The following is a 21043-nucleotide window of genomic DNA, read 5'->3' on the forward strand; positions in this document are numbered from 1 at the left end:
CATGCAGATCGCGACACTTAACCGGCGAGCGCAGCAGCGCTACGCCACGTTCGTGTCCAACCTGGACATGGTCGCCGAAGTCCTCGGCGAGGTCGACAAGCTCATCGACCGCTACGACGACTCCGCGATGGCCGACTCCTGGACCATCGCCACGAAGGACGAACTCAAGGCCCTGCGCACCAAGGCGTTCGACGAACTGGACCGGCTGCGCGTGCTCGGCAAGAAGCACGAGGCCGAGCTGGTCTCCCGGGACTGGAGGTTCTGACATGGCACACCAGGTCGACCGGGTCGTCGACGACCTCGGTTCCACGCTCACCCAGCTCAAGGAGTCGATGCGCGGGATGCCGCTGCACAAGAACGGCTTCAAGGCCGCGCACGACCGCATGGCCCGCGCGATGGGCACGCTCACCACCGAGCTGACCGACGCCCGGACCGCCATCAAACCCTGACCAACCGCACATGATCCGTTTCGCACACGACCGGCCCCAGCTCCCACCACGGGACGCGGGGCCGGTCTTGTGCTGTTCGAGAGGACCACCACAGCCATGAACACCCCCAAGTCGTCCCGCCAGACCGGGACCGAAGTCAAGGCGCTCAAGTGGCTCGTCCGCCACCCCGGCGCCACCGCAGGACCGGGCGCCGTCCTCTGGGCCGGTCTCGAGCTCGGCTGGACCGCCACCGGCGGCATCACCGGTGGAACTGCCGGCGCCTTGCTCTGCTGGTACCGGGCGCACCCTGACACCTTCGACCACTACGCCGCCCCGCGGCTTCGGGCGTGGCGCCGTCGCTGGTCGGCCTACTTCGGGCCGCGCTTCACCCGGGCGCTGCGGGCGTGCGACATGTACGTCACCGACCGCAAGACCGGCGAGGATCTGTTCCCCCGGATCACCCGACTGCGGTCCTACTCCCCGTCAGTGGACGTGGTCACCCTTGCCCTGGCTCGCGGGCAGGCTCGCCGGTCGATCGAGGAGAACCTCGAACGGCTCGCCGACACCCTGCGGGTGCAGCGCATCGCGTTCGAGCACCCGAAGCCCGGCTACGTCGCTCTGATCATCGAACGCTCGGAGCCGTTCACCGAGACCATCCCGGCCCCGGAGATGCCCGAGACGTCGGACGCGGTCGACCTGGACGACATCTACGTCGGGGACACCGAGTACGGCACCGACTGGCGGCTGAAGATCCGCGATCACCTGTTCGTGGCCGGGGCCACCGGCGCGGGCAAGAACTCGATCGTGCTCTCGGAACTGCGCGGGCTGGCCCCGCTGATCCGGGACGGGCTGGTGCGGCTGTGGATCTGCGACCCCAAGCAACTGGAGTTCCGCAAGTTCGGCGACGCCCACGTCGCCTACCGCTACGCCGACACCGAAGAGACCTGCGCGGCACTGGTCGATGAGTACATCGCGGACCTGCGATCGGTGCAGCAGTCCTTCGCCGCGACCGGGCGCCGCAAGATAGAGGTCTCGGCCGAGACCCCGCTGAACCTGCTGATCATCGACGAGATCGGCGCGTTGCTGGCCTACGGCGACGGCACCATCGCCCGCACTCTGCGCAAGCAGCTCGCCATCGCCGGGTCCCAGGGCCGCGCAACGGGCCATTTCATGACCGCGCTGGTGCAGGAACCCACGAAGGACACCGTCCCGGTCCGGGAGCTGTTCCCGACCCGGGTGTGCCTGCGGGTCACCGCACAGTCCCACGTGGACATGGTCCTCGGTGACGGTGCCCGGCTGCGTGGTGCGCTCGCGGACGAGATCCCGAACGTCCCGGACACCGCCGGTATCGGCTACGTGATCCGGCAGCGCACCCGCGTTCCGCAGCGCGTCCGGGCCGCCTACGTCGACGACCGCGAGATCGACGAACTGATCACCTTCATCCGCTCCGGACGTCCGGCACCTGGGCTGTCGGTGGTGGCCTGATGATCACGGTCACCTACCCGGCGGTACTGCGCCAGCGGCACTACTACGTCGTCGTGGGGTCCTACCCCCGTCCCCTCAGCGGCCGGATTCACCGCGACAGGTCCCGCGCGGTGTGGGAAATGCAGGTCGCGACGGAGCAATTCGCGGAACGCGGAATCGAGCTGTACGAGGCCCACGTCGCCGCACTGGACGAGGTGTACCTCGCGCGCTGCGGGGTGTGTGCGGAGCTGCCCGGAGACAAGCCGGACCTGTTCGAGGACTGGGACGCCCTGAGGGAAGCGCTACGCACGTGGTGCCCGACGTGGGTAACCACCGACGACTGGAACGTCTTCTGTCCCCGCCATCAACCGTCCGGAGAGGACGGGCCTTGAGCCACCGCGAGGACTCCCATGCCCGCGTGATGTCCCACCTGGGACGCGCGCTCTCGGAGGCGGCTGGCTGGTGCGACTGGGTCCGTGTGGACGTCGAACACCGCCTTGGCCATGTCGGCGACGTCGGGCCGGTCGACGACGCGGAGTACGGCGCCGCGCTCGACGCCTTTGGGCTGATCCAGGAAGCACTCGACAAAGTGCGCCGCGTAGGCGCTTGAACAAAGGAGAAGCGCCATGTGGCGTCTCGGATTCTTCGTGTGGCGAGCCTGGCTGTACGCCAAGTACGGCGTCCCGGCCGCGCTCGCGCTCTGGCTGATCTACCTCGCACAGGGATGGTCCCCGCTGTTCTGGATCGTGGCCGCCGTGCTCGGCTGCGTCGGGCTCGGGATGGTGCTCGGGATCACCGAGTTTCGCAACCGCGAGTTCGGCGACATCGGACGGGAGCGCATCCGATGACCCGCCGTACCGATCCCGGACAACCGGGCCTGTTCGACGCTCCCGCGCCTGCCGCCGCTCCGAGTGCCGGCCGCGCGTGCCCGCCCGCTCGGGGACGTCGCAAGCCGCTCGGCTCGCCCGGTAACCCGCTGGTGGCCAAGGACGTGCTCGCCGACGTGCGGGACGGAAAGTTCGGACTGCTGGACGACACCGACCGCGTGATGGTCATCGACGGCGACGGACACTGCCGGGCCGCCCAGGAGGACGACCTCGTCATGCACCTGGTGTCCATCGGCTACGTCGAACGCAGCCCGGCCCGCGAGACGGTCTCGTGCCTGCACGGCGTCGTCCGCAGACCCGTTCTGCCATTGCGGCTGACCCGACGCGGCCGGGACATGCTCCAGCGCTGGTCCAACCTCACGCCCCTGACCTGAAAGGCGTTGCTGTGAGCGGAATCCACTACTTCGGACACATCGACCGGTTGCTCTACGAGTACTACACGGCAGAGCTGGCCGTCCCTCAGGACGAGCGGGAGAAGCCGGGCTACCGAAACCCTCAGCTGGCTGAGCTGGCCGACACCGTCGTCCGGCTGCTGGAGCAGGAAGCCGACCACTACCGGAGCTACGCCGCCCGGTGGCGCGGCGAACACTGACCCGAAAGGAGATCACGATGTCCACTGCGGACAGTACGAACCGGACTCGTCGGCTGGTGGACCTCGTTCGAACCCTGGTCGCCGTGGTCCTCGGCACGATCGGTGCGGCGGCCGGGTTCACCCACACCCACGACTGGGCGGTCCACCACGGACAACTCGGCTGGATCGCCTGGGCCGACGCTGTGGTGATCGAGGGCATCGTCATCGTCGCCGGGTTCGAGATCCAGCGCGACCACCGCACCGGCGGAACCCGCAAGCTCACCTTCCCGGTAGCGGTGCTGGTGGCCGGGTTCGGGGTGCAGATGGCCGCACAGGTCGCACTCGCCGAACCCACCCCGGCCGGATGGCTCGTGGCCGCGATGCCGGCACTCGGGTTCCTCGTGGTCGTCAAGCTCCTCATGCGCCGCGCCCCGGCCCCAGAGACCACAGTGGCACCGGAGCCCGCTGCGGATCCCGCGCCGGTCACCGTGACCGCCTCCCGAACAGACGTCGTCGCCGACCCGGCCCCCGCACCTACCGCTGTGGTCGCTCCGGCCCGGCCCCGGCTCAAGCTCCCCGCCGAGCTCACCAGCCGGATCAACACCGTGGCCGAAACCGCCCGTAACGAAGGCCGCGAGCTGACCATCGAGGAGATCCGCCGCGTCGTCCGCGTCCCGGAACCGATGGCCGCGCAGATCCTGCACGAACTCACCACCAGCTGACCCAGCTCGACGCACCCGCCTACGGCGCGGGAGCCCGGCCACTAACCCGGCTCCCGCGCCGTTTTCATGCCCGCCAACCGAAAGGCTCCGACATGCTGACGTTGGAAGACCGCCTCGCCGCCCGCGTGAAAGCCTTGGACTACCACGACTGGCGAGCCAAGGTCCGCGCCGTCAACGGCTGCGCCCGCCCGATCCGGCTCTCCGGGGCACACCAGCTCCAGGACGCCACCACCGGGGCCGTGCTGCACCACCACGGCGGGGACATCTTCGCCCCGTGCGGCAACCGCCGGTCCGGGGTCTGCCCGGCCTGCTCCGACCGCTACGCCGCCGACGCCTTCCACCTCATCCGCGCCGGGCTCATCGGCGGCCACAAGGGCATCCCGGCCTCCGTGGGCGACCGGCCGCGCGCGTTCGTCACCCTCACCGCCCCGTCCTTCGGCCCGGTGCACACCGCCCACATCACCCAGAACGGGAAGCGTCGGCCGTGCGGCTGCGGGGAGTACCACCACGAGGACGACACTCGCATCGGCGCCCCGCTGGACCCCGAGACCTACGACTACGTCGGGTCGGTGCTCTGGCAAGCCCACGCCGGCGTCCTGTGGCAGCGCTTCACGATGCGGCTACGACGGGAACTGGCTCGCCGGGCTGGACTCAAGGCGCGTGAGTTCGCCGAACAGGCCCGCCTGTCCTACGGCAAGGTCGCCGAATACCAGCGGCGCGGGCTCGTGCACTTCCACGCCGTGGTCCGCCTCGACGGCCCTGACGGCGCGGTGTCCCCGGCTCCCCGGTGGGCACACCCGGACTTGCTCGAAGACGCCGTCTACGCGGCTGCTGGAGCCGTGCTCGTGCGGACCGCGTACCCGGACGGCACCGAGCTGCCGCTCACCTGGGGCACGCAGGTCGACGTCCGCCGGATCGAACCAGCCGCATCGACTGAGCTGGAAGACGATGCCGGCCACATCTCGGAGGCCCGGCTCGCCGCCTACATCGCGAAGTACGCCACCAAGGGCACCGGCAAGAGCGAAGCCGCCGACCGGCCGATCCGCTCCCAGCTCGACATCGACCACCTCAAGGTCACCACGCACCACCGCCGGATCATCCAAACCGCCTGGGACCTCGGGGACCTGCAGGCGTACGAGGACCTGAAGCTCCGCCGGTGGGCGCACATGCTCGCGTTCCGGGGTCACTTCCTCACCAAGTCCCTCGCCTACTCCACGACGTTCAAGGCCATCCGAGGTGACCGCCAGGCCTTCCGGCTCGCCGAAACCCTCGAACGCCTGGGCCTCGACGACCGCGCCGACTCGATCGCCGTGGTCAACGACTGGTGCTTCGACGGCGCCGGTTACCGCGACGACGCCGAACGCGAACTTGCCGCCGGTATCGCCGAACGCATCCGAGACGACCGTAAACTCAAGTACAGCAAGGAAAACGACCATGAATAGCAAGCTGCTCAGCATCGAAGATGTTGCCGACTACCTCGGTATTCCGAAGAACACCCTCTACCAATGGCGTACCAAGGGCTACGGGCCGACCGGCCGCCGCATCGGCAAGTACGTCCGCTACCGCTCCGAAGACGTCGACTCGTGGGTCGATCAGCAAGGGGTGGTCTGATGGGTCGGCCACCGCTGCCGCTGGGAACGTGGGGAAAGATCCGCACGTACGAGCTGCCGGACGGCGGATATCGAGCCGTGGCGAACTACAAGGACTACGACGGCGTCACGCGTCCGGTCGAACGGGTCGGTTCGACGAAGGCCAAAGCGATCAATAACCTGCTTGAAGCTTTGCGCGACCGCGCGCGAAGGTCGGGCGATGGTGAGATCAAGGCGGAGACCAAGGTTTCTGTTGCGGCGGACATGTGGTTGAAGTCGATTGACGAATCAAGCAAAGCCGCACGGACCAAGCGAGAGTACCGCGACACGTGGAACCGCTACTTGGCGACGCCGATGGGGCACCTTCGGGTTCGGGATATCCGTGTCTCGACAGTGAATCGCCTGATCACCGAGACGCGGGATCGCAACGGCCGTGGTGCGGCATCGCACGTCAAAGTGGTGCTGTCCGGGATCTTCGCACTGGTCGTCCGACACGACGCACTCGACAAGAACCCGGTCCGCGAGATCGAGAGTCTGGGTGCCAAGAAACGCAAGAAGGAACGTACGGTCAACGCGAAGACCATCGGTCCCATTCTCGGGGTGTTCCACGCGGCTGAGAGTGCGAAGCGCTGGGATTTGGTCGACATGGTCGACGTACTGTCCGGACTCGGGTGCCGTATCGGCGAACTGCTCGCGCTCGACTGGGATACCTCGGTCAACTTCGACGCCGGGACGATTCGGTTCCACGGGACCGCGATTCGGGTGACTGGGCGCGGCCTGTTCGTGCAGGACCACACCAAGAGCCGTGCCGGCATGCGCACGATCCGGCCGCCTGGCTGGGTGATGGACATCCTCAAACGTCGTCGGTCGGAGGCTGAGACGCCGTGGGTGTTCCCGTCGGCGAGCGGCACATTGCGGGATCCGGACAACACCCGGGCGCGGTTCCGGATGGTCGTTGAGAAGACGCCGTACAAGGGTCTGCACCCGCACGACTTCCGGCACTACGTCGCCGGGGTCCTTGATGATGCCGGCCTGACCGCTCGCGAGATCGCCGACTACCTCGGACACGAGCGAATCAGCACGACTCAAGAGGACTACATGGAAAGGGGCGTTGTGGGCGAGGACGTCGGTCCGGCGCTAGCTGAGCGCCCGAAGATCGAGCTTCCCAAAGATGAGGGTTAAGCGAGGGGCGGCCTAGTGCAAAGCCCCTGGTCATGACCCCGACCAGGGGCTTTGTGCCCCCGGCAGGATTCGAACCTGCGACACCCGCTTTAGGAGAGCGGTGCTCTATCCCCTGAGCTACGAGGGCTTGTCTTCTTGGACAGGCTACCCGACTGGTGGAACGAGGGGCCGCATGGTCCACGAACCTCTCCTCGACCCCATCGCGATCTTGGCGTGCAGCCTTGGCCGAGCTGGCGCGCCCGGTCGAGCGAGCCCACCGCGGGCCGGCTTCATCGGCAAGCAACGACACGTCACCCGTTTTGGTGAATCTTTGACAGTCGGCGTCCTCCAGGGCGGTTAGGGAGTGAGATGTCCTTCGTCCCCCTGAAAGGTCCTTCCCCGATGCCCTCCTTCTCCCCATCGCACCTGGACGTAATCGAGCGCCGGTTCCTGGCGATGACGTCCGGGCCGGATCCGTTGGAGCTCGACTGCGCGGCGCTGGGCTGCGGTTTGCCCGCGACGACGCTGCCACTGGATGAGGTGCGAGTCCTGCTGCTGAAGCGGCGAACGAGCTGGGTCACCAAGGACGCCGTGTGGCAGGAGCTGGTCAAACGAGCCCACGCGACGCCGGAGCCGTGGACGACGATTACCGCCGGGATGATGATGCCGGGGCTCAAGCACATCGGCGGAAAGCTCGGAAGCCGGTACTTCGGCGACCGGAACGACCTCGACTCCGAGGTGCTGGAGGGTTTCCTCCAAGCGCTCGATGTCGTGGACGCCAAGGCTCCGAAGGTCTACGCACAACTCTACTGGGCTGCCTTCCGCCGCGGGCACGAAGCATGCAACCGGGAGAGGCGTCTGGCCGTGTCGCGTTGCGAGCTCACCGAGACGGTCGCCGACCTGCGCCCGGCAAGCGGGCATCCGGACCTCGTCCTCGCCGGCGCCGTGCTCTCGGGTGCCGTTACTCCGCAAGAGGCCGATCTCGTCTCCGACGTCCTCCTGGACCACGACGATCGGTTGACCGCGGCCAAGCGACGTGGGATGAGCCGCTACCAGGTGACGTCACAGCTCAACACCGCTTCCCGGCACCTCGCCGACTACCTGCTCAACGAGTCTCCTCGGCCGGCTGCGTGATCATGCTCGTTGTCCGGAGCGCACCGCCTTGGCATGTACACGCCGCCTGCCGAATTGCCGACAAGACCGTTGACTGGGTTGAAGCCGAGCCGGGCAGTGCAGCTGCTGCCAGGTGCAAGGTGACCTGCCGCAGCTGTCCGGTTCGCACGCCGAGATCACCGCGCACGCCATTCAGCGCATGGCGGAGGAGGGCGACAGCATCGACTGGTGGGAGCGCGGAGACACACGCCGTCGCACGTGAAGCGAGGCGACCCGACTCTCGTCGTCACCCGGGTGAGTGGTTCTCACCCCCCGCCCACATCGCGGATACACCCTCCCGGACGGGCCACCACACCTGACCTGGACGGACCAGCGCGTCACCTGGTCGTGTCTGGTTTCGAACTGCTGAACAACAGTAGGTAACCTTCGTTAACGGGACGCGGGGAGCCGCCTCCTACTGGCTGTTGCGGAGGGCTTCGTTGATCAAGCTCATGTTCGCCGACGACGAGGAACTGGTGCGCTCGGGGTTGCGCGCGATGATGTCCGGGGCTCAGGACATCGAGATCGTGGGCGAGGCCTCCGACGGCAGATCCGCGGTCGAGGTCGCCCGCCGGTATCACCCTGACGTGGCCCTTCTCGACATCAAGATGCGTGCTCCCGACGACGGCATCAGGGCGCTCAGGGCCATCCTCGCCCTCCCCGATCCGCCCACCGTCGCCATGCTGACCACCTTCGACATCGACGAGTACGTCAGCCTCGCCCTCCGGCTCGGCGCGAACGGCTTCCTCCTCAAGGACATCGACCCCGCCGCCTTGCTGAGGGCGGTCCGGGACCTGAGTAGAGGCGGGGCCGTCCTGGACCCGGGCGTCGCCGCGCGGATGGTTCAGTCGCATCGGGACGAACAACGCGCTGCCCAGCCCGCCCGGAAGCTGCTCGCCTCACTGTCCGAACGCGAACGCGAGGTCGTCGCGCTCATCGGGCAGGGCCTCTCCAATGCCGAGATCGGCGGACGCCTGCACCTCTCCGAAGCCACCGTCAAGGGGTACGTCTCCGCCGTGCTCTCGAAGATCGGCGCGGCCAACCGGGTGCAGGCCGCGCTGCTGGCCTACCGCGGTGGACTTCTCGACCAATAGAACATGCTGCTCACGGCGCTGGAGTTCCTCGGGCTCGTCGCCTTCGCGGCGTCCGGGGCGCTCGCCGCCGTGCGGGCGCGGCTCGACGTCTTCGGCGTCGTGGTCGTCGGGCTCACCACCGCGCTCGGGGGCGGTGTCATCCGGGACGTCCTGCTCGGCATCCACCCGCCGACGACGCTGCGGAACTGGCCCTACCTCGCCGTCTGCGGGGTGACCGCCCTGGTCGTCTTCGCCTTCCACCCTCAGGTCGCTCGGCTGCGGCGGGGCGTGCTGCTTGCCGACGCGCTCGGGCTCGGCGTCTTCGCCACCGCCGGGACGACCATCGCGCTCAACGCCGGCGCGACCGTCTACGCCGCGTGCCTGATCGGCATGACGACCGGGATCGGCGGCGGTGCCGTCCGCGATCTGCTGCTCCGGGAAATACCCCTGGTCCTGCGGAGAGAGATCTACGCCATGGCCGCGCTGGCCGGCTCGGTGCTCGTCGTGGTCGGTCACACCGTGCGACTGCCGGAAGGACCGGTCACCGTGGTCGCCGCGGCAGGAGTGGTCGCCATCAGGATGGTCGCGCTCTGGCGGCACTGGAACGCCCCGGTCGCGCGGGCACCGGAGTGAGGATTCTCCTTGTTAGTTCTGTGTGTGTTCTTAGGCGAGTCTCAGCACGCTGAGTAAAACTGTCGCCATGCGCATCCTTGTGGTGGACGACGACCGCGCCGTCCGTGAGTCGCTCCGGCGGTCCCTGGAGTTCAACGGCTACCAGGTCGAGCTGGCCAGCGACGGTGCGCAGGCCCTGGAAGCGATCATCGCCAACCGGCCGGACGCCATGGTCCTCGACGTCATGATGCCCCGGCTCGACGGCCTCGAGGTGGCCCGCCGCCTGCGCAGCACCGGCGACGACCTGCCGATCCTCGTGCTCACCGCCCGCGACACCGTCTCCGACCGGGTGTCCGGGCTCGACGCCGGCGCCGACGACTACCTGCCGAAGCCGTTCGCGCTGGAGGAACTGCTCGCCCGGCTGCGGGCGCTGCTGCGCCGCGCCGTCCCCGAGACGCAGAACGGCCAGGCGTCGGAGGCCCTGTCCTTCGCGGACCTGACGCTCGACCCCGGCACGCGCGAGGTCCGCCGCGGCGGCCGCGAGATCAGCCTGACGCGGACCGAGTTCGCACTGCTGGAACTGTTCCTTTCCTACCCGAAGCACGTCCTCACGCGGGGCCGGATACTGGAGGAAGTATGGGGTTACGACTTCCCGACGTCGGGCAACGCGCTGGAGGTCTACGTCGGCTACTTGCGCCGCAAGACGGAGGCCGAGGGGGAGCCGAGGCTGATCCACACGGTGCGGGGGGTGGGGTACGTCCTGAGGGAAACCCCGCCGTGACCGAAGCCGGAGAACCCGGTGACCCCCGCGGCACGCGCTGGGGGACGCGCCGGTTCTCGCTGCGCGGCCGGGTGACGCTGCTCGCCGCCGCCTGTGTCGCCGGTGCCGTCGCGCTGGTGTCGATCGGCGCGTACATGGTCGTGAGCAACAACCTCTACCAGCAGCTCGACGACAGCCTCATGGCGCGCGCGCAGGCGGCGGTCGCCTCGCCGCAGGTGCAGACCGAGCTGCGGCAGGTCCCCGGTGCCTTCCTGGCCAGCGCCGACCTGCAGATCGGGCAGCTCACCGCCGCGCCCGACGTCCAGCACGCCGTGATGACCTACCCGCTGTCGAGCTCGGCGCCGCCGTTCGACCAGCACGAGCTGGACGTCGCGAACGGCGATTCACCGCAGTCGATGCGGACGGACTTCCGCACCGACAGCCGCGTCGTCGCGCTGCCGTCCGGGCACGGCGAGGCCATCGTGCTCGCCCAGTCGATGGGCCCGACCAAGCGCACGCTGAACGAGCTCGCGCTGGTCCTGTTCCTCATCGGCGGCGCCGGCATCCTGGTCGCCGCCGCGGCGGGCACCGCCGTCGCGCGGGCCGGCCTGCGCCCGGTCGACCGGCTGACGTCGGCCGCCGAGCGCGTTGCCAAGACCGGCGACCTGCGGCCGATCCCGGTCAGCGGCGACGACGAGCTGGCGCGCCTCACCACGACCTTCAACACGATGCTCGGCACGGTCGCGGACTCGCAGGAACGCCAGCGCCAGCTGGTCGCGGACGCGGGACACGAGCTGCGGACGCCGTTGACGTCGCTGCGCACCAACCTCGAGCTGCTGCTCGCCGCGAGCAAGCCGGGCGCGCCGCCGCTGCCGGACGAGGACCGGATCGACATCGTCGCGGACATCAGCGGCCAGCTCGACGAGCTGACGCAGCTCATCGGCGACCTCGTCGAGCTCGCCCGCCAGGACGAGCCGCGTGAGCGCTTCGAGCGCGTCGAGCTGCTGGACGTCGTCGAGCGCGCGCTCGACCGGGCGCGGCGGCGCGCGGGCGACATCAACTTCGACGTCTCGCTGCAGCCGTGGGTGCTCACCGGCGACAACAGCTCGATCGAGCGCGCGGTGCTGAACCTGCTGGACAACGCGGTGAAGTTCTCGCCGCCGGACGCGACGGTCTGGGTGCGGCTGTACCCGCTCGGCGACGGCACCGCCGTGGTCGAGGTGGCCGACGCCGGCCCGGGTATCGCCGAGGAGGACCTGCCGAAGGTGTTCGACCGCTTCTACCGCTCGTCGGAGGCCCGGACGCTGCCCGGCTCGGGGCTCGGCCTGGCGATCGTGAAGCACGCGGCCGAGCGGCACGGCGGCGCGGTGTACGCGTCGCGGGCGCCCGAAGGCGGTGCGCTGATGACGATCCGGCTGCCGGGGGCGCCCGGCTGATCCCGGCGTTCCGCGAGCCGCCGGCCGACCCGGGCGCCCGGGTGATCCTCGCGGTTTCGACCACCCTGCTCGAGCCGGGAGCGGATTCCTTCCCTCGGGTTCTCCGCCGTGGTCGCCGGCTGCTAAGCGCTCGCGGCGCTCGTCACCGCGGACGAATTGCCGCTCGCGTGGCGGGTTGCGCTCGCCTCGCCCGTGGTGGTGTTGTTCGGCTGGGGCGTGGTTCTGCCGATCGTGCTGTGACCTGGTATTTCGAAAGTTCACCCGCGTCCGCCCTGCGGATACCGTGTTGAATCGTGTAGGATTTTGTGTGGTTGGGGAGTGACGGGGACGGAGTTGAGCGGTGCTTGCGCGTCAGCGACAGGCGGTGATCCTGGAAGAGGCACGCCGGACCGGGGCGGTCCGGGTCAGTGACCTCGTGACCAGGCTGGGCGTGTCCGACATGACGGTGCGCCGCGATCTGGACGTCCTCGCCGGGCGCGGGCTCGTCGAAAAGGTCTACGGCGGCGCCACTTCGATCGTCGGCAAGAGCACCGACGAACCCGGCTTCGAGGCCAAGTCCGTGCGCCAGCGCGCGCAGAAGGAAGCCATCGCCGAGTTGGCCGCGACGCTCGTGCGGCCCGGCACCGCGATCGGCATCTCCGCCGGCACCACGACATGGACGCTCGCCCGCGCGCTCGACGCCATCCCGGGCCTCACCATCGTGACCAACTCGATCCAGGTCGCCGACGTGCTCCGCGGGTCGACGCAGCCGGACCGGACCGTGGTGCTCACCGGCGGCGTGCGGACGCCGTCGGACGCGCTGGTCGGGCCGGTCGCCGTGCACAGCCTGCGGTCGCTGCACCTCGACGTCGTCTTCCTCGGCGTGCACGGAATGGCCGAAGGGCCGGGCTTCACGACGCCGAACCTCACCGAGAGCGAGACCGACCGCGCGCTGGTCGAAGCCGGGCGCAAGCTCGTCGTGCTCGCCGACCACACCAAGTGGGGCACCGTCGGGATCTCCACGATCGCCGACCTGGACGAGGCCGACGTCGTCGTCACCGATGACGGGATTTCCGACGAGGCCAAGGAAATACTCGCCGAAAGGGCAACGGAACTCATGATCGCCGAGACGGCGGAGACGGTCGAGGCCGAAGAAGCGTGAAGCGGACTGTACGACACCTGGCCGACGGCCGGGAGATCATCTACTTCGACCGCCCCGGCGCGCCCGACCGCGTCGCCGAGGACACCCGCGACCTGCCACCGGTTTCGGCCGCGTCGGAGATCCGGCTGGACCCGCTGACCGGTGAGTGGGTCGCGATGGCCGCGCACCGCCAGACGCGGACCTACAAGCCGCCGGCGGACCTGTGTCCGCTGTGCCCGAGCAAGCCCGGCAAGCCGAGCGAGATTCCCGAAAGCGACTACGACGTCGTCGTCTTCGAGAACCGCTTTCCCTCCTTCGCCGAGGATGTCATCGGCGAACCGTCCACTGTGGATGGTCTGGGGCTGGTGCCGGTGCGGCCCGGACGCGGCCGCTGTGAGGTCGTCTGCTTCACCAGCGACCACGACGGCGCTTTCTCACGGCTGAGCGCGAAGCAGGTGCGCGCCGTCGTCGACGCGTGGGCCGACCGCACCGCCGCGCTGTCCGAAGTGCCCGGTGTGGAGCAGGTTTTCCCGTTCGAGAACCGCGGCGAGGAAATCGGCGTCACGCTGTCGCACCCGCACGGGCAGATCTACGGCTACCCGTTCGTCACGCCGAAGACCGAGCGGATGCTCGACGTCGCCCGCGCCTACCAGGCTGAACACGGCCGTCCGGTGCTCGGCGACGTGCTGGCCGCCGAGCGGAAGTCCGGAGCGCGCGTGGTGGCATCCGGCGAGCATTGGACGGCGTACGTGCCGCCCGCGGCGCGCTGGCCGATCGAGGTGCACGTCGTGCCGCACCGGCAGGTCGCGGACATTCCCGCGCTGACGGACGCCGAGCGTGACGACTTCGCCGACGTCTACCTGGACGTCCTGCGCCGGTGCGACGCGCTGTACGACCGGCCGCTGCCGTACATCGCGGCGTGGCACCAGGCGCCGGTGCGCCGCGACCGCGAGCTCGGCTGGCTCCACCTGGAACTGTTCTCGGTGTTGCGCGCCAAGGACAAGCTGAAGTACCTGGCGGGGTCCGAATCGGGCATGGCGGTGTGGGTCAACGACGCGACGCCGGAGCAAATCGCGGAACGGCTCCGCGCGGCGGGCTGATCCGGCCATACTCATCTCCGATGCACAGGTTCGGCTCAGGAACCTCTCAGGACCGTCCCGCAAGGTGATGACATGACCGAGAACGACCCCAGCGCGCAGGACCCCGCGGCGCCGCGGCACCCCGAGACCGGCCAGCAGGCGGCTCAGGGCGGCTGGGCGGGGAGCCCGTACGGTGACCAGGCCGCCACGCCCGAGACCGGCGGCACGCCGCAGTACTCGGCACCGGAGCCGACCTACCACGCGGTGACCGGGGCTGATCCGTCCTACGCGACGCCGAACCCGAACCCGTGGTCCGCGCAGGGTCCCGCGTCGGGCCAGACCCAGCAGAGCGTCTACCCGCCGCCGAACCCCAACCCGTACTCACAGCCCGGCACGTCGGTCTACGGCGTGCCGCCGGCGCCCACTCAGCCGAAGCGGTCCGGCGGGAAGCTGCTCGCGGGCGTCGCGCTGGTCGCGCTGCTCGTCGGCGGCATCGCGGGCGGGGCGGTCGGCTACCTGACCGGGGGCTCGTCGAACGGTCCGGTCGGCAACGCGCTCGACGCGCCGAAGCCGGCTCAGCAGACCGGCAACGCGCCCGCCGGCTCGGTCGAGTCGGTCGCGCAGAAGCTGTCGCCGAGCGTGGTCGAGCTGCAGGTGAGCGGGCAGCAGGAGGCCGGCGAGGGCTCCGGGTTCGTCATCAGCACCGACGGCTACATCCTGACCAACAACCACGTCGTCGAGGTCGCCGCGAACGGCGGGCAGATCCAGGCCGTGTTCCAGGACGGCAAGAAGGCCGCCGCCAAGGTCGTCGGCCGCGACCCGACGACCGACATCGCGGTCGTCAAGGTCGACGGCGTCAGCAACCTGACCCCGGTCGAGATCGGCCGCTCCGACGACCTGCGGGTCGGCCAGCCGGTGGTCGCCATCGGCTCGCCGTTCGAGCTGGCCGGCACGGTCACCTCCGGCATCGTCAGCTCGCTGCACCGGCCGGTGCGCGCCGGCGGCGGCCAGGGCGGGCAGGAGACGGTGATGGACGCCGTCCAGACCGACGCGGCGATCAACCCGGGCAACTCGGGTGGCCCGCTGGCCAACATGGCCGGCCAGGTCATCGGCATCAACTCGGCGATCTACAGCCCGCAGTCGGCGTCCGGCGGCCAGGGCCAGGGCGGCTCCCAGAGCGGCAACGTCGGCATCGGGTTCGCCATCCCGATCGACCAGGCCCGCCGCACCGCGGACACGATCATCAAGACCGGCCAGGCCGTGCAGACCTACATCGGCGCGCAGGTCACGGACGCCCCGCAGGGCGGCGCGAAGCTCGGCGCCATCACGCCCGGCAGCCCGGCGGACAAGGCCGGCCTCAAGTCCGGCGACATCGTGACGAAGATCGACGACCGGAACATCGACACGTCCGACACGCTGGTCGCCGCGATCCGCACCCGCGCCCCGGACGAGAAGGCGACGTTCACCCTCTCCGACGGCCGCACGGTCGAGGTGACCCTCGGCGGACAGCCCGTCCCGGCCAACTGATCCCGTCCATACGCTCGGCCGCCCTGGTGCGGCCGAGACCAGCACTGGCTCGACCCCCGCTTTCCCGGGGCCGGACCCACAAGGCCACGCGCGACCAGGCAGTCAGTGCCGGTCGCGCGTGGCCGCATTTGTGCCCCGGTCAGGTGCCGGGACGGTGGGCCGGCGTGCTTGGAGGGTCGGCTGACGTGCTTGGCGGGTCGGCTGACGTACTTGGAGGGTCGGCTGGCGTGCCTGGAGGGTCGGTCGGCGTGCTTGGAGGGTCGGTCGGCGTGTCTGGCAAGGCATCTCGTGTGATCGGGCGGGCATCTCGTGTGTCTGGAGGGGCATCTCGTGTGTCTGGAGGGGCATCTCGTGTGCCTGGAGGGACGACACGCGTGATTGGCCGGCCGACTCGCGTGCCTCGGTGGACGACACGGGGGACCAGTGCGGTCAGGACCACCACGAGCCAGACCGCGGCCAGGGTCAGGGCCAGGCCCAGGGCCGGGTTGCCGTCGTGGAGGCCGGGCATCGGGGGTGTTCCGTACGGGCGCCAGAGGAGCGGGAACGCCAGGATCAGCAGGACTCCCGTGATGACCGTGCCGGTGACCACCGGGACGCGCCACGGGGGACGCAGGACGCGGGCCAGGACGATGCCGAGCACCGCCGTCAGCGGGGCGACGACACCGTCGTTGATCAGCGGGCCACCGACGATCCAGCCGACCGTGCCGAAGACGTCCGGACGCAACGGGAACGCGTACTCGACGAACAGCAGTACGCCATATGCCAGCGCCGCGAGGCCGGGCAGGGCGAGCAGTGCGCGAGCGGTCTTCACAGCGCCTCCAGCTTCGTGACCCACTTCGTCTGCAGGACCCCGGGCCGGTTCGGGGCGATGATCCGGCACGGGAAGCCGTGGTCGAGGTCGAGCACCTCGCCGTTCAGCTCCAGTGCGAGCAGCGTCAGCTCGTCGGCCGTGTGCTCGCCGGGCAGGACGCTGACGCCGTACAGCCCGGAACGCTCCAAAGAGGACACCCGCACGGCCGTGCCCGGGGACGCGCCGACGGCTTTCAGCAGTGCGGGCAGCGAAATCCCGCGCCAGGTCGCCGACTGGCTCCAGCCCTCCACGCACGCGATGGGCAGCTCGGCGGTCGTCTGCGGCAGCGCGCGCAGCTCGTCGAGCGAGAACTTCGTCGTGCCGCGCGGGGTCACCACCGACAGTCGCCAGGCCGCGGCCTGCGCCGACTGCGTGACGCCCGCCGCGACCGCGGTGCGGTTCACCGGGAGGTCCTGCGTGCCCTTGCCCGTCTTCCAGGAGAGGCCGGAAATGCCGCGCAGGAACGGGACCGTGGCGCCGGCCGTGGCGACGACCGCGACGCCGGTCGCCAGCCCGGTGGTGCGCAGGAAGCCGCGCCGGGACAGCCCGGCGGCCGGCGGCTCTTCTTCCGGTGTTCCGCGGCTCAGGGCGCGGCGGAGCACCGGCAGCTTCACCGCGACGTGCACCAGGATCGACCCGATCGCCAGCCACGCGACCGCGTAGTGCACCTGCGGGAAGTAGAAGCCCCACGGGTAGTTCTGCGCCACGTTCAGCAACCCGGTCGTCAGCTCGAAGAACGCCGCCCCCGAAAGCACCAGGATCGAGAGGCGCTCCAGGGCGTGCGGCAGCGAGCGGACGAGTGGACGGCCGAACAGCTTCGGGTAGACGCTCCACAGCTTCGCCAGCAGCAGCGGGATCGACGCCGCGCCGGAGATCACGTGCAGCCCCTGCGTGACGCGGTAGAGCCCGACCGGGCGGCTGGGCCAGAAGAACCACTCCGGCGGGTGCTGGATCAGGTGGCTGATCAGGCCGGTCACGAAGCAGGTCGTGAACGTGACCGCCAGCGCCAGGCCGATCTTCGACGTCACGCGCTCGTCGTGCGCCGGTGCCTTGAAGTGCTCTTCGTTCGGAATCGGCAGCTTCATGACCGCTCCAATCGCGCGAACCAGCGGTGCCCGTGCCGGGTGGTCCAGTCGACGCGCAGCCCGGCGCGCACGGCGACTTCGGCGATCGCGTCCACGCCGACCCAGGCCCACGTGAACCACGCGACGTCGGCGTGGCCGGGCCGCAGCCGGACGCGCTCGTGCCGCAGCCCGCGTCCCGGCGGCTCCAGTTCGACGAGGACGTCACCGTCGACGGCGATCAGCTGCGCCGCGCGCCGCAGCAGGACGACCGGGTCGCCGCCGATGCCGATGTTGCCGTCGGCGAGCAGGGCGTGCCGCCACCGTCCTTCGCCGGGGACGTGGTCGAAGACGTTGCGGTGCAACGCACTCCCGCCGCGCCGGCGCGTCAGCCGGACGGCCGTGCGCGAGCTGTCCACGCCGAGCGCGGCGACCCCGCGGCCGGCCAGGGCCGCGGTGAGCCGGCCTGGACCGCAGCCGATGTCGAGGGTCGGGCCGGCGCAGGCGTCGAGCAGGACTTCGTCGCCGTCGGACGGCGCGCTCCACCGCTCGACCGGCAGCTCGACCCGCTCACCGGTGGCCAGTTCGAGCCAGCAGTGGTGGCCCAGCAGGCCGTGGTCGAACTCGTGGCCGACGAGTGCCGTCTTCATGCGACCGCCCGGCCGTGAACCGCCGCGACGGCGCGCGCGAACCGGCCGTCCGGGCAGGCCGCCGCCACCGCGCGGGCGTCGACCATCGTGTCCACATCGGACAGTCGCGCGGCCCGCCACGGCCGAAGCCCGCACGCCTCCAGGGCACGCACCGTGCGTTCGCCGGTGTCGGCGCGGGACATCGGGACGCCGGCGAGCACTTGCGCGTGCCGCGGGTCGGCGAGGCCCAGCGCCCACCAGCCGCCGTCCTCGGCCGGGCCGACCACGGAGTCGTGCCCGCCGTGCACGACCGGCGCGGCGGCCGCGGCGAGGGACTCCGGCGTGACCTGCGGGGTGTCCATGCCGATCTGCAGGATCGGCAGGCCGGCGTGCACCGCGGCGGCGTCCGCGTGGGCGTTCGCCAGGCGGGCGCCGAAGTCCCAGCCGCGCTGCGGGACCACGGTGGCGCGGCGCAGGGCCAGGCCGATCTCCGCGGGCCGGGCGGCGGCGTCGAGGTCACCGGTCATCGCGACGACGGGCGCGGCGCCGGGCACCGCGCACACGGCGTCGAGCGTGTCGAGCAGCGCGGCCGCGGCGATCTCCGCCGCCTGGGCCGGCGTGGCCGGCGGGCAGAGCCGGGTCTTGGCGAGGCCGGGCACCGGCGCCTTGGCCACGACCAGCAGCACGAACGAAGCGGTCATCGCGCTAGCACCCGCCCGAAGTCGCGGACCGCGCGCAGCGTGCCCCGCACCGAACCGGACACCTTCGACTTCGTGCCCTTGGCGCGTTCGCCGTAGCGGACGTCGAACTCGTGCACCCGCCACCCGGCCCGCTGGGCCTTGATCAGCAGCTCGAGCGGATAGCCGAACGCCCGGTCCGTGACGCCGAGCCCGAGCAGCGCCCGCCGGTCCGCGGCCCGCAGCGGCGCGATGTCCCGCACCGGCAGCCCCCGGCCGCGCAGCAGCTGCGCGAGCACGACGTTGCCGGCTCGCGCGTGCCACGGCCACACCCCGGGCCCGGTCGGCACTCGCCGCCCGACGGCCAGGTCGGCGCCGTCTTCGACCGCGGTCACCAGCCGCGGCAGGTCGCCGAGGTCCAGGGACCCGTCGGCGTCGGCGAAGCACACGATGTCCGCGGTGGCGGCCTCCAGCCCCGTGTGGACCGCCGCGCCGTAGCCGCGACGCGGTTCGTGGACGACCTTCGCGCCCAGCGAGGCCGCCACTTCGGGCGAGCCGTCGGCCGAACCGTTGTCGACCACGATCGCGCGGTACCCCGGGGGCAGCCCGGCCAGCACACCGGGCAGGGCGCCCGCTTCATCGAGGCAAGGGAGGACGACGTCCACTCCTGAGTCAGTCACGCCGCCGACCGTAGGTCCACGGTGGACCGTGGAAAACCCTTGCGCTCCTTACTGAATCATGACGAGTGACGAGTTCTTACCGGGTCGTTACGGCTGCCTCTCCCGGCCCGCGGAACCGGGCCCGCGGACCTAGGGTGGACAGCGATGAGCGAGCCGAACCCGGCAGCCCGGCTCGCCGAGCCGCCTGCCCGCGAACCCGAACCCCCGGCGCCCGATCGGCCCGGACGCCGCGCCCACCGGGCCGATCTCCTCGCCGTCGCGGCGGCCGCGGTGCTCGTGGCCGCGGCCGCCGCGGTCGGCGCGTACTACAACCGGCCTGACTCCGGCGTGATCATCTTCGTGTCGTCACCGCCGTTGTTCGCCGACTGGCTGCCGCACGTCGGCCCCGGCTCGGTGTTCGCCGTGCTCGTCGCCGTGGCGGTGGTGCTCCACGGCCCCACGCTGGCCGCCCGCCTGCCGTGGCGCCGGGCGCTCGCCCTCGGCTACCTGGCCTCGCTCGCCTGGATCTTCTCGCTGGCCATGGTCGACGGCTGGACGCGCGGGTTCGCCGGCCGGCTGACCATTCCGCAGGAGTACCTCCACGAGGTACCCGGCATCACCGACATCCCGGGGATGCTGCGCGAGTTCTCCTCCCGCATCCTCGACTTCCAGCCGAACTCCTGGACGACGCACGTGTCCGGGCACCCACCGGGCGCGACGCTCGTCTTCGTCTGGCTGGACCGGCTCGGCCTGCACGGCGGCGCGTGGGCCGCGACGGCCGTCGTGCTCGTCGGCAGCCTGGTCGCGGTGGCGGTGCCCGCCACTGTCGCCTTGCTCGGCCGCGCCGACGCGGCTCGCGTGGTGCTGCCCTTCGCCGTCCTGACGCCCGGCGCGGTGTGGATCGGCGTGTCGGCGGACGGCCTGTTCGCCGGGACGACCGCCACCGGGCTCGCGCTGCTCGCGTTGTCCGCCAAGGGATTCGCCCGCGGCCGCCGGTACGCCGTCCCGGCCGGGCTGGCGGCCGGGCTGCTGCTCGGCTTCGGGATCTTCCTTTCGTACGGCCTGGTGCTGCTCGGCCTCCTCGCGCTGGCCGTGGCCGTCCTCGGCCGGCAGTGGCGGGCGGCCGCGCTGGCCGTCGCGGCGGCGCTGGCCGTCGTCGGCGTATTCGCGTGGGCGGGTTTCTGGTGGCTGGACGGGTATCACCTGGTCGTCGAGCGTTACTACCAGGGCGTCGCGATGGTCCGGCCCTACTCGTACTGGGTCTGGGCCGACCTGGCCGCGGTGACCGTCGCGCTCGGCCCGGCTGTGGTGGCCGCCGCCCGCCGCGGCGTCACCGGCGCGGTCAAGGGGCGTGCCCTGCTCGCCGACCCGGTGCTGCTCCTCGGGGTCGCCGCCCTGGTCACCATCGTGTTCGCCGACGTCTCGGGCCTGTCGAAGGCGGAGACCGAACGGATCTGGCTACCGTTCGGGGTGTGGTTGCTGCCGATGACGGCCTTGCTGCCGCGGCCCGGGCGCCGGTGGTGGCTCGCCGCCCAGGCCGTGACGGCGCTGGCGGTCAACCACCTGCTGCTGACCGGCTGGTGAGG

Annotated in this window: 25 protein-coding genes and 1 tRNA gene; 21 read left to right on the forward strand and 5 right to left on the reverse strand. The window is 70.6% G+C overall.

Going from position 1 to position 21043, the window contains the following annotated elements; translation table 11 throughout:
- The first annotated feature begins 1 nt into the window (after nt 1).
- The 12 genes from OG738_RS16645 (at nt 2) to OG738_RS16700 (ending at nt 6843) form a co-directional block, all read left to right on the forward strand.
- Nucleotides 2-265, forward strand: a complete 264-nt coding sequence (locus OG738_RS16645; protein ID WP_329054960.1) for a hypothetical protein — start codon at nt 2-4, stop codon at nt 263-265.
- 1 nt (nt 266) lies between these two features.
- A complete protein-coding gene (locus OG738_RS16650) occupies nt 267-449 on the forward strand; it encodes a hypothetical protein (RefSeq protein ID WP_329054961.1) in 183 nt (60 codons plus the stop codon).
- Between the two features lie 96 nt (nt 450-545).
- Nucleotides 546-1913: an FtsK/SpoIIIE domain-containing protein gene (locus tag OG738_RS16655; RefSeq protein WP_329054963.1), complete on the forward strand. Its 1368-nt coding sequence runs from the start codon at nt 546-548 to the stop codon at nt 1911-1913.
- Complete coding sequence (locus OG738_RS16660; protein WP_329054964.1) at nt 1913-2284, forward strand: hypothetical protein; 372 nt, start codon at nt 1913-1915, stop codon at nt 2282-2284. Before OG738_RS16655 ends, OG738_RS16660 begins: the two co-directional genes overlap by 1 nt.
- Complete coding sequence (locus OG738_RS16665) at nt 2281-2502, forward strand: hypothetical protein (RefSeq protein ID WP_329054965.1); 222 nt, start codon at nt 2281-2283, stop codon at nt 2500-2502. The genes OG738_RS16660 and OG738_RS16665 overlap by 4 nt, the downstream gene beginning before the upstream one ends.
- 16 nt (nt 2503-2518) lie before the next feature.
- Nucleotides 2519-2740 (forward strand): hypothetical protein, encoded by a 222-nt coding sequence (locus OG738_RS16670; protein ID WP_329054966.1) that lies wholly within the window; start codon nt 2519-2521, stop codon nt 2738-2740.
- Complete coding sequence (locus OG738_RS16675; protein WP_329054967.1) at nt 2737-3153, forward strand: hypothetical protein; 417 nt, start codon at nt 2737-2739, stop codon at nt 3151-3153. The genes OG738_RS16670 and OG738_RS16675 overlap by 4 nt, the downstream gene beginning before the upstream one ends.
- 11 nt (nt 3154-3164) lie before the next feature.
- Nucleotides 3165-3371, forward strand: coding sequence for a hypothetical protein (locus tag OG738_RS16680; RefSeq protein ID WP_329054969.1), 207 nt, complete (start codon nt 3165-3167; stop codon nt 3369-3371).
- A 17-nt stretch (nt 3372-3388) separates the two neighbouring features.
- Nucleotides 3389-4072: a DUF2637 domain-containing protein gene (locus OG738_RS16685; protein WP_329054970.1), complete on the forward strand. Its 684-nt coding sequence runs from the start codon at nt 3389-3391 to the stop codon at nt 4070-4072.
- 92 nt (nt 4073-4164) lie between these two features.
- A complete protein-coding gene (locus tag OG738_RS16690; RefSeq protein WP_329054972.1) occupies nt 4165-5514 on the forward strand; it encodes a replication initiator in 1350 nt (449 codons plus the stop codon).
- Nucleotides 5507-5683, forward strand: a complete 177-nt coding sequence (locus OG738_RS16695; RefSeq protein WP_329054973.1) for a helix-turn-helix transcriptional regulator — start codon at nt 5507-5509, stop codon at nt 5681-5683. Before OG738_RS16690 ends, OG738_RS16695 begins: the two co-directional genes overlap by 8 nt.
- Before the next feature lie 77 nt (nt 5684-5760).
- A complete protein-coding gene (locus OG738_RS16700; RefSeq protein WP_329054975.1) occupies nt 5761-6843 on the forward strand; it encodes a site-specific integrase in 1083 nt (360 codons plus the stop codon).
- 54 nt (nt 6844-6897) lie between these two features.
- On the opposite strand, the gene OG738_RS16705 is transcribed toward OG738_RS16700, so the two are convergent.
- Nucleotides 6898-6970, reverse strand: a tRNA-Arg gene (locus OG738_RS16705).
- A gap of 221 nt (nt 6971-7191) precedes the next feature.
- Here OG738_RS16705 and OG738_RS16710 point away from each other — a divergent pair.
- The 8 genes from OG738_RS16710 to OG738_RS16745 all read left to right on the forward strand — a co-directional run bounded on the left by OG738_RS16710 (nt 7192) and on the right by OG738_RS16745 (nt 15581).
- Entirely contained in the window at nt 7192-7956 is a 765-nt protein-coding gene (locus OG738_RS16710) for a hypothetical protein (RefSeq protein WP_329054976.1), read from the forward strand.
- A 458-nt stretch (nt 7957-8414) separates the two neighbouring features.
- Complete coding sequence (locus tag OG738_RS16715; protein ID WP_013230063.1) at nt 8415-9068, forward strand: response regulator; 654 nt, start codon at nt 8415-8417, stop codon at nt 9066-9068.
- Nucleotides 9069-9071: 3 nt separating this feature from the next.
- A complete protein-coding gene (locus tag OG738_RS16720; protein WP_329054983.1) occupies nt 9072-9680 on the forward strand; it encodes a trimeric intracellular cation channel family protein in 609 nt (202 codons plus the stop codon).
- A 67-nt stretch (nt 9681-9747) separates the two neighbouring features.
- Nucleotides 9748-10440, forward strand: a complete 693-nt coding sequence (locus OG738_RS16725; RefSeq protein ID WP_329054985.1) for a response regulator transcription factor — start codon at nt 9748-9750, stop codon at nt 10438-10440.
- Complete coding sequence (locus OG738_RS16730; RefSeq protein ID WP_329054987.1) at nt 10437-11855, forward strand: HAMP domain-containing sensor histidine kinase; 1419 nt, start codon at nt 10437-10439, stop codon at nt 11853-11855. The genes OG738_RS16725 and OG738_RS16730 overlap by 4 nt, the downstream gene beginning before the upstream one ends.
- A gap of 340 nt (nt 11856-12195) precedes the next feature.
- Entirely contained in the window at nt 12196-12996 is an 801-nt protein-coding gene (locus OG738_RS16735; RefSeq protein WP_329054988.1) for a DeoR/GlpR family DNA-binding transcription regulator, read from the forward strand.
- Nucleotides 12993-14075 carry a galactose-1-phosphate uridylyltransferase gene (gene galT / locus OG738_RS16740; RefSeq protein WP_329054991.1) on the forward strand — a complete coding sequence of 361 codons (1083 nt, stop codon included), beginning with the start codon at nt 12993-12995 and terminating at the stop codon, nt 14073-14075. Before OG738_RS16735 ends, galT begins: the two co-directional genes overlap by 4 nt.
- Nucleotides 14076-14147: 72 nt before the next feature.
- On the forward strand, nt 14148-15581 hold the full coding sequence (locus tag OG738_RS16745; RefSeq protein ID WP_329054992.1) for a S1C family serine protease: 1434 nt from the start codon (nt 14148-14150) through the stop codon (nt 15579-15581).
- 807 nt (nt 15582-16388) lie between these two features.
- On the opposite strand, the gene OG738_RS16750 is transcribed toward OG738_RS16745, so the two are convergent.
- From OG738_RS16750 to OG738_RS16765, 4 genes are read right to left on the reverse strand one after another with little or no spacing between them, the layout of a single operon-like run.
- Complete coding sequence (locus OG738_RS16750) at nt 16389-17516, reverse strand: molybdopterin-dependent oxidoreductase (protein WP_329054993.1); 1128 nt, start codon at nt 17514-17516, stop codon at nt 16389-16391.
- A complete protein-coding gene (locus OG738_RS16755; RefSeq protein WP_329054994.1) occupies nt 17513-18142 on the reverse strand; it encodes a class I SAM-dependent methyltransferase in 630 nt (209 codons plus the stop codon). Before OG738_RS16755 ends, OG738_RS16750 begins: the two co-directional genes overlap by 4 nt.
- Nucleotides 18139-18822 (reverse strand): TIGR04282 family arsenosugar biosynthesis glycosyltransferase, encoded by a 684-nt coding sequence (locus tag OG738_RS16760; protein ID WP_329054996.1) that lies wholly within the window; start codon nt 18820-18822, stop codon nt 18139-18141. The genes OG738_RS16755 and OG738_RS16760 overlap by 4 nt, the downstream gene beginning before the upstream one ends.
- Entirely contained in the window at nt 18819-19463 is a 645-nt protein-coding gene (locus OG738_RS16765; protein WP_329056722.1) for a glycosyltransferase family 2 protein, read from the reverse strand. The genes OG738_RS16760 and OG738_RS16765 overlap by 4 nt, the downstream gene beginning before the upstream one ends.
- A gap of 159 nt (nt 19464-19622) precedes the next feature.
- Here OG738_RS16765 and OG738_RS16770 point away from each other — a divergent pair, with 159 nt between their 5' ends.
- The gene (locus tag OG738_RS16770) at nt 19623-21041 is read left to right on the forward strand and encodes a hypothetical protein (protein ID WP_329054998.1); all 1419 of its coding nucleotides are present in this window, start codon (nt 19623-19625) and stop codon (nt 21039-21041) included.
- Nucleotides 21042-21043 lie beyond the last annotated feature (2 nt).

This window comes from Amycolatopsis sp. NBC_01488, from assembly GCF_036227105.1.
GTDB lineage: Bacteria > Actinomycetota > Actinomycetes > Mycobacteriales > Pseudonocardiaceae > Amycolatopsis.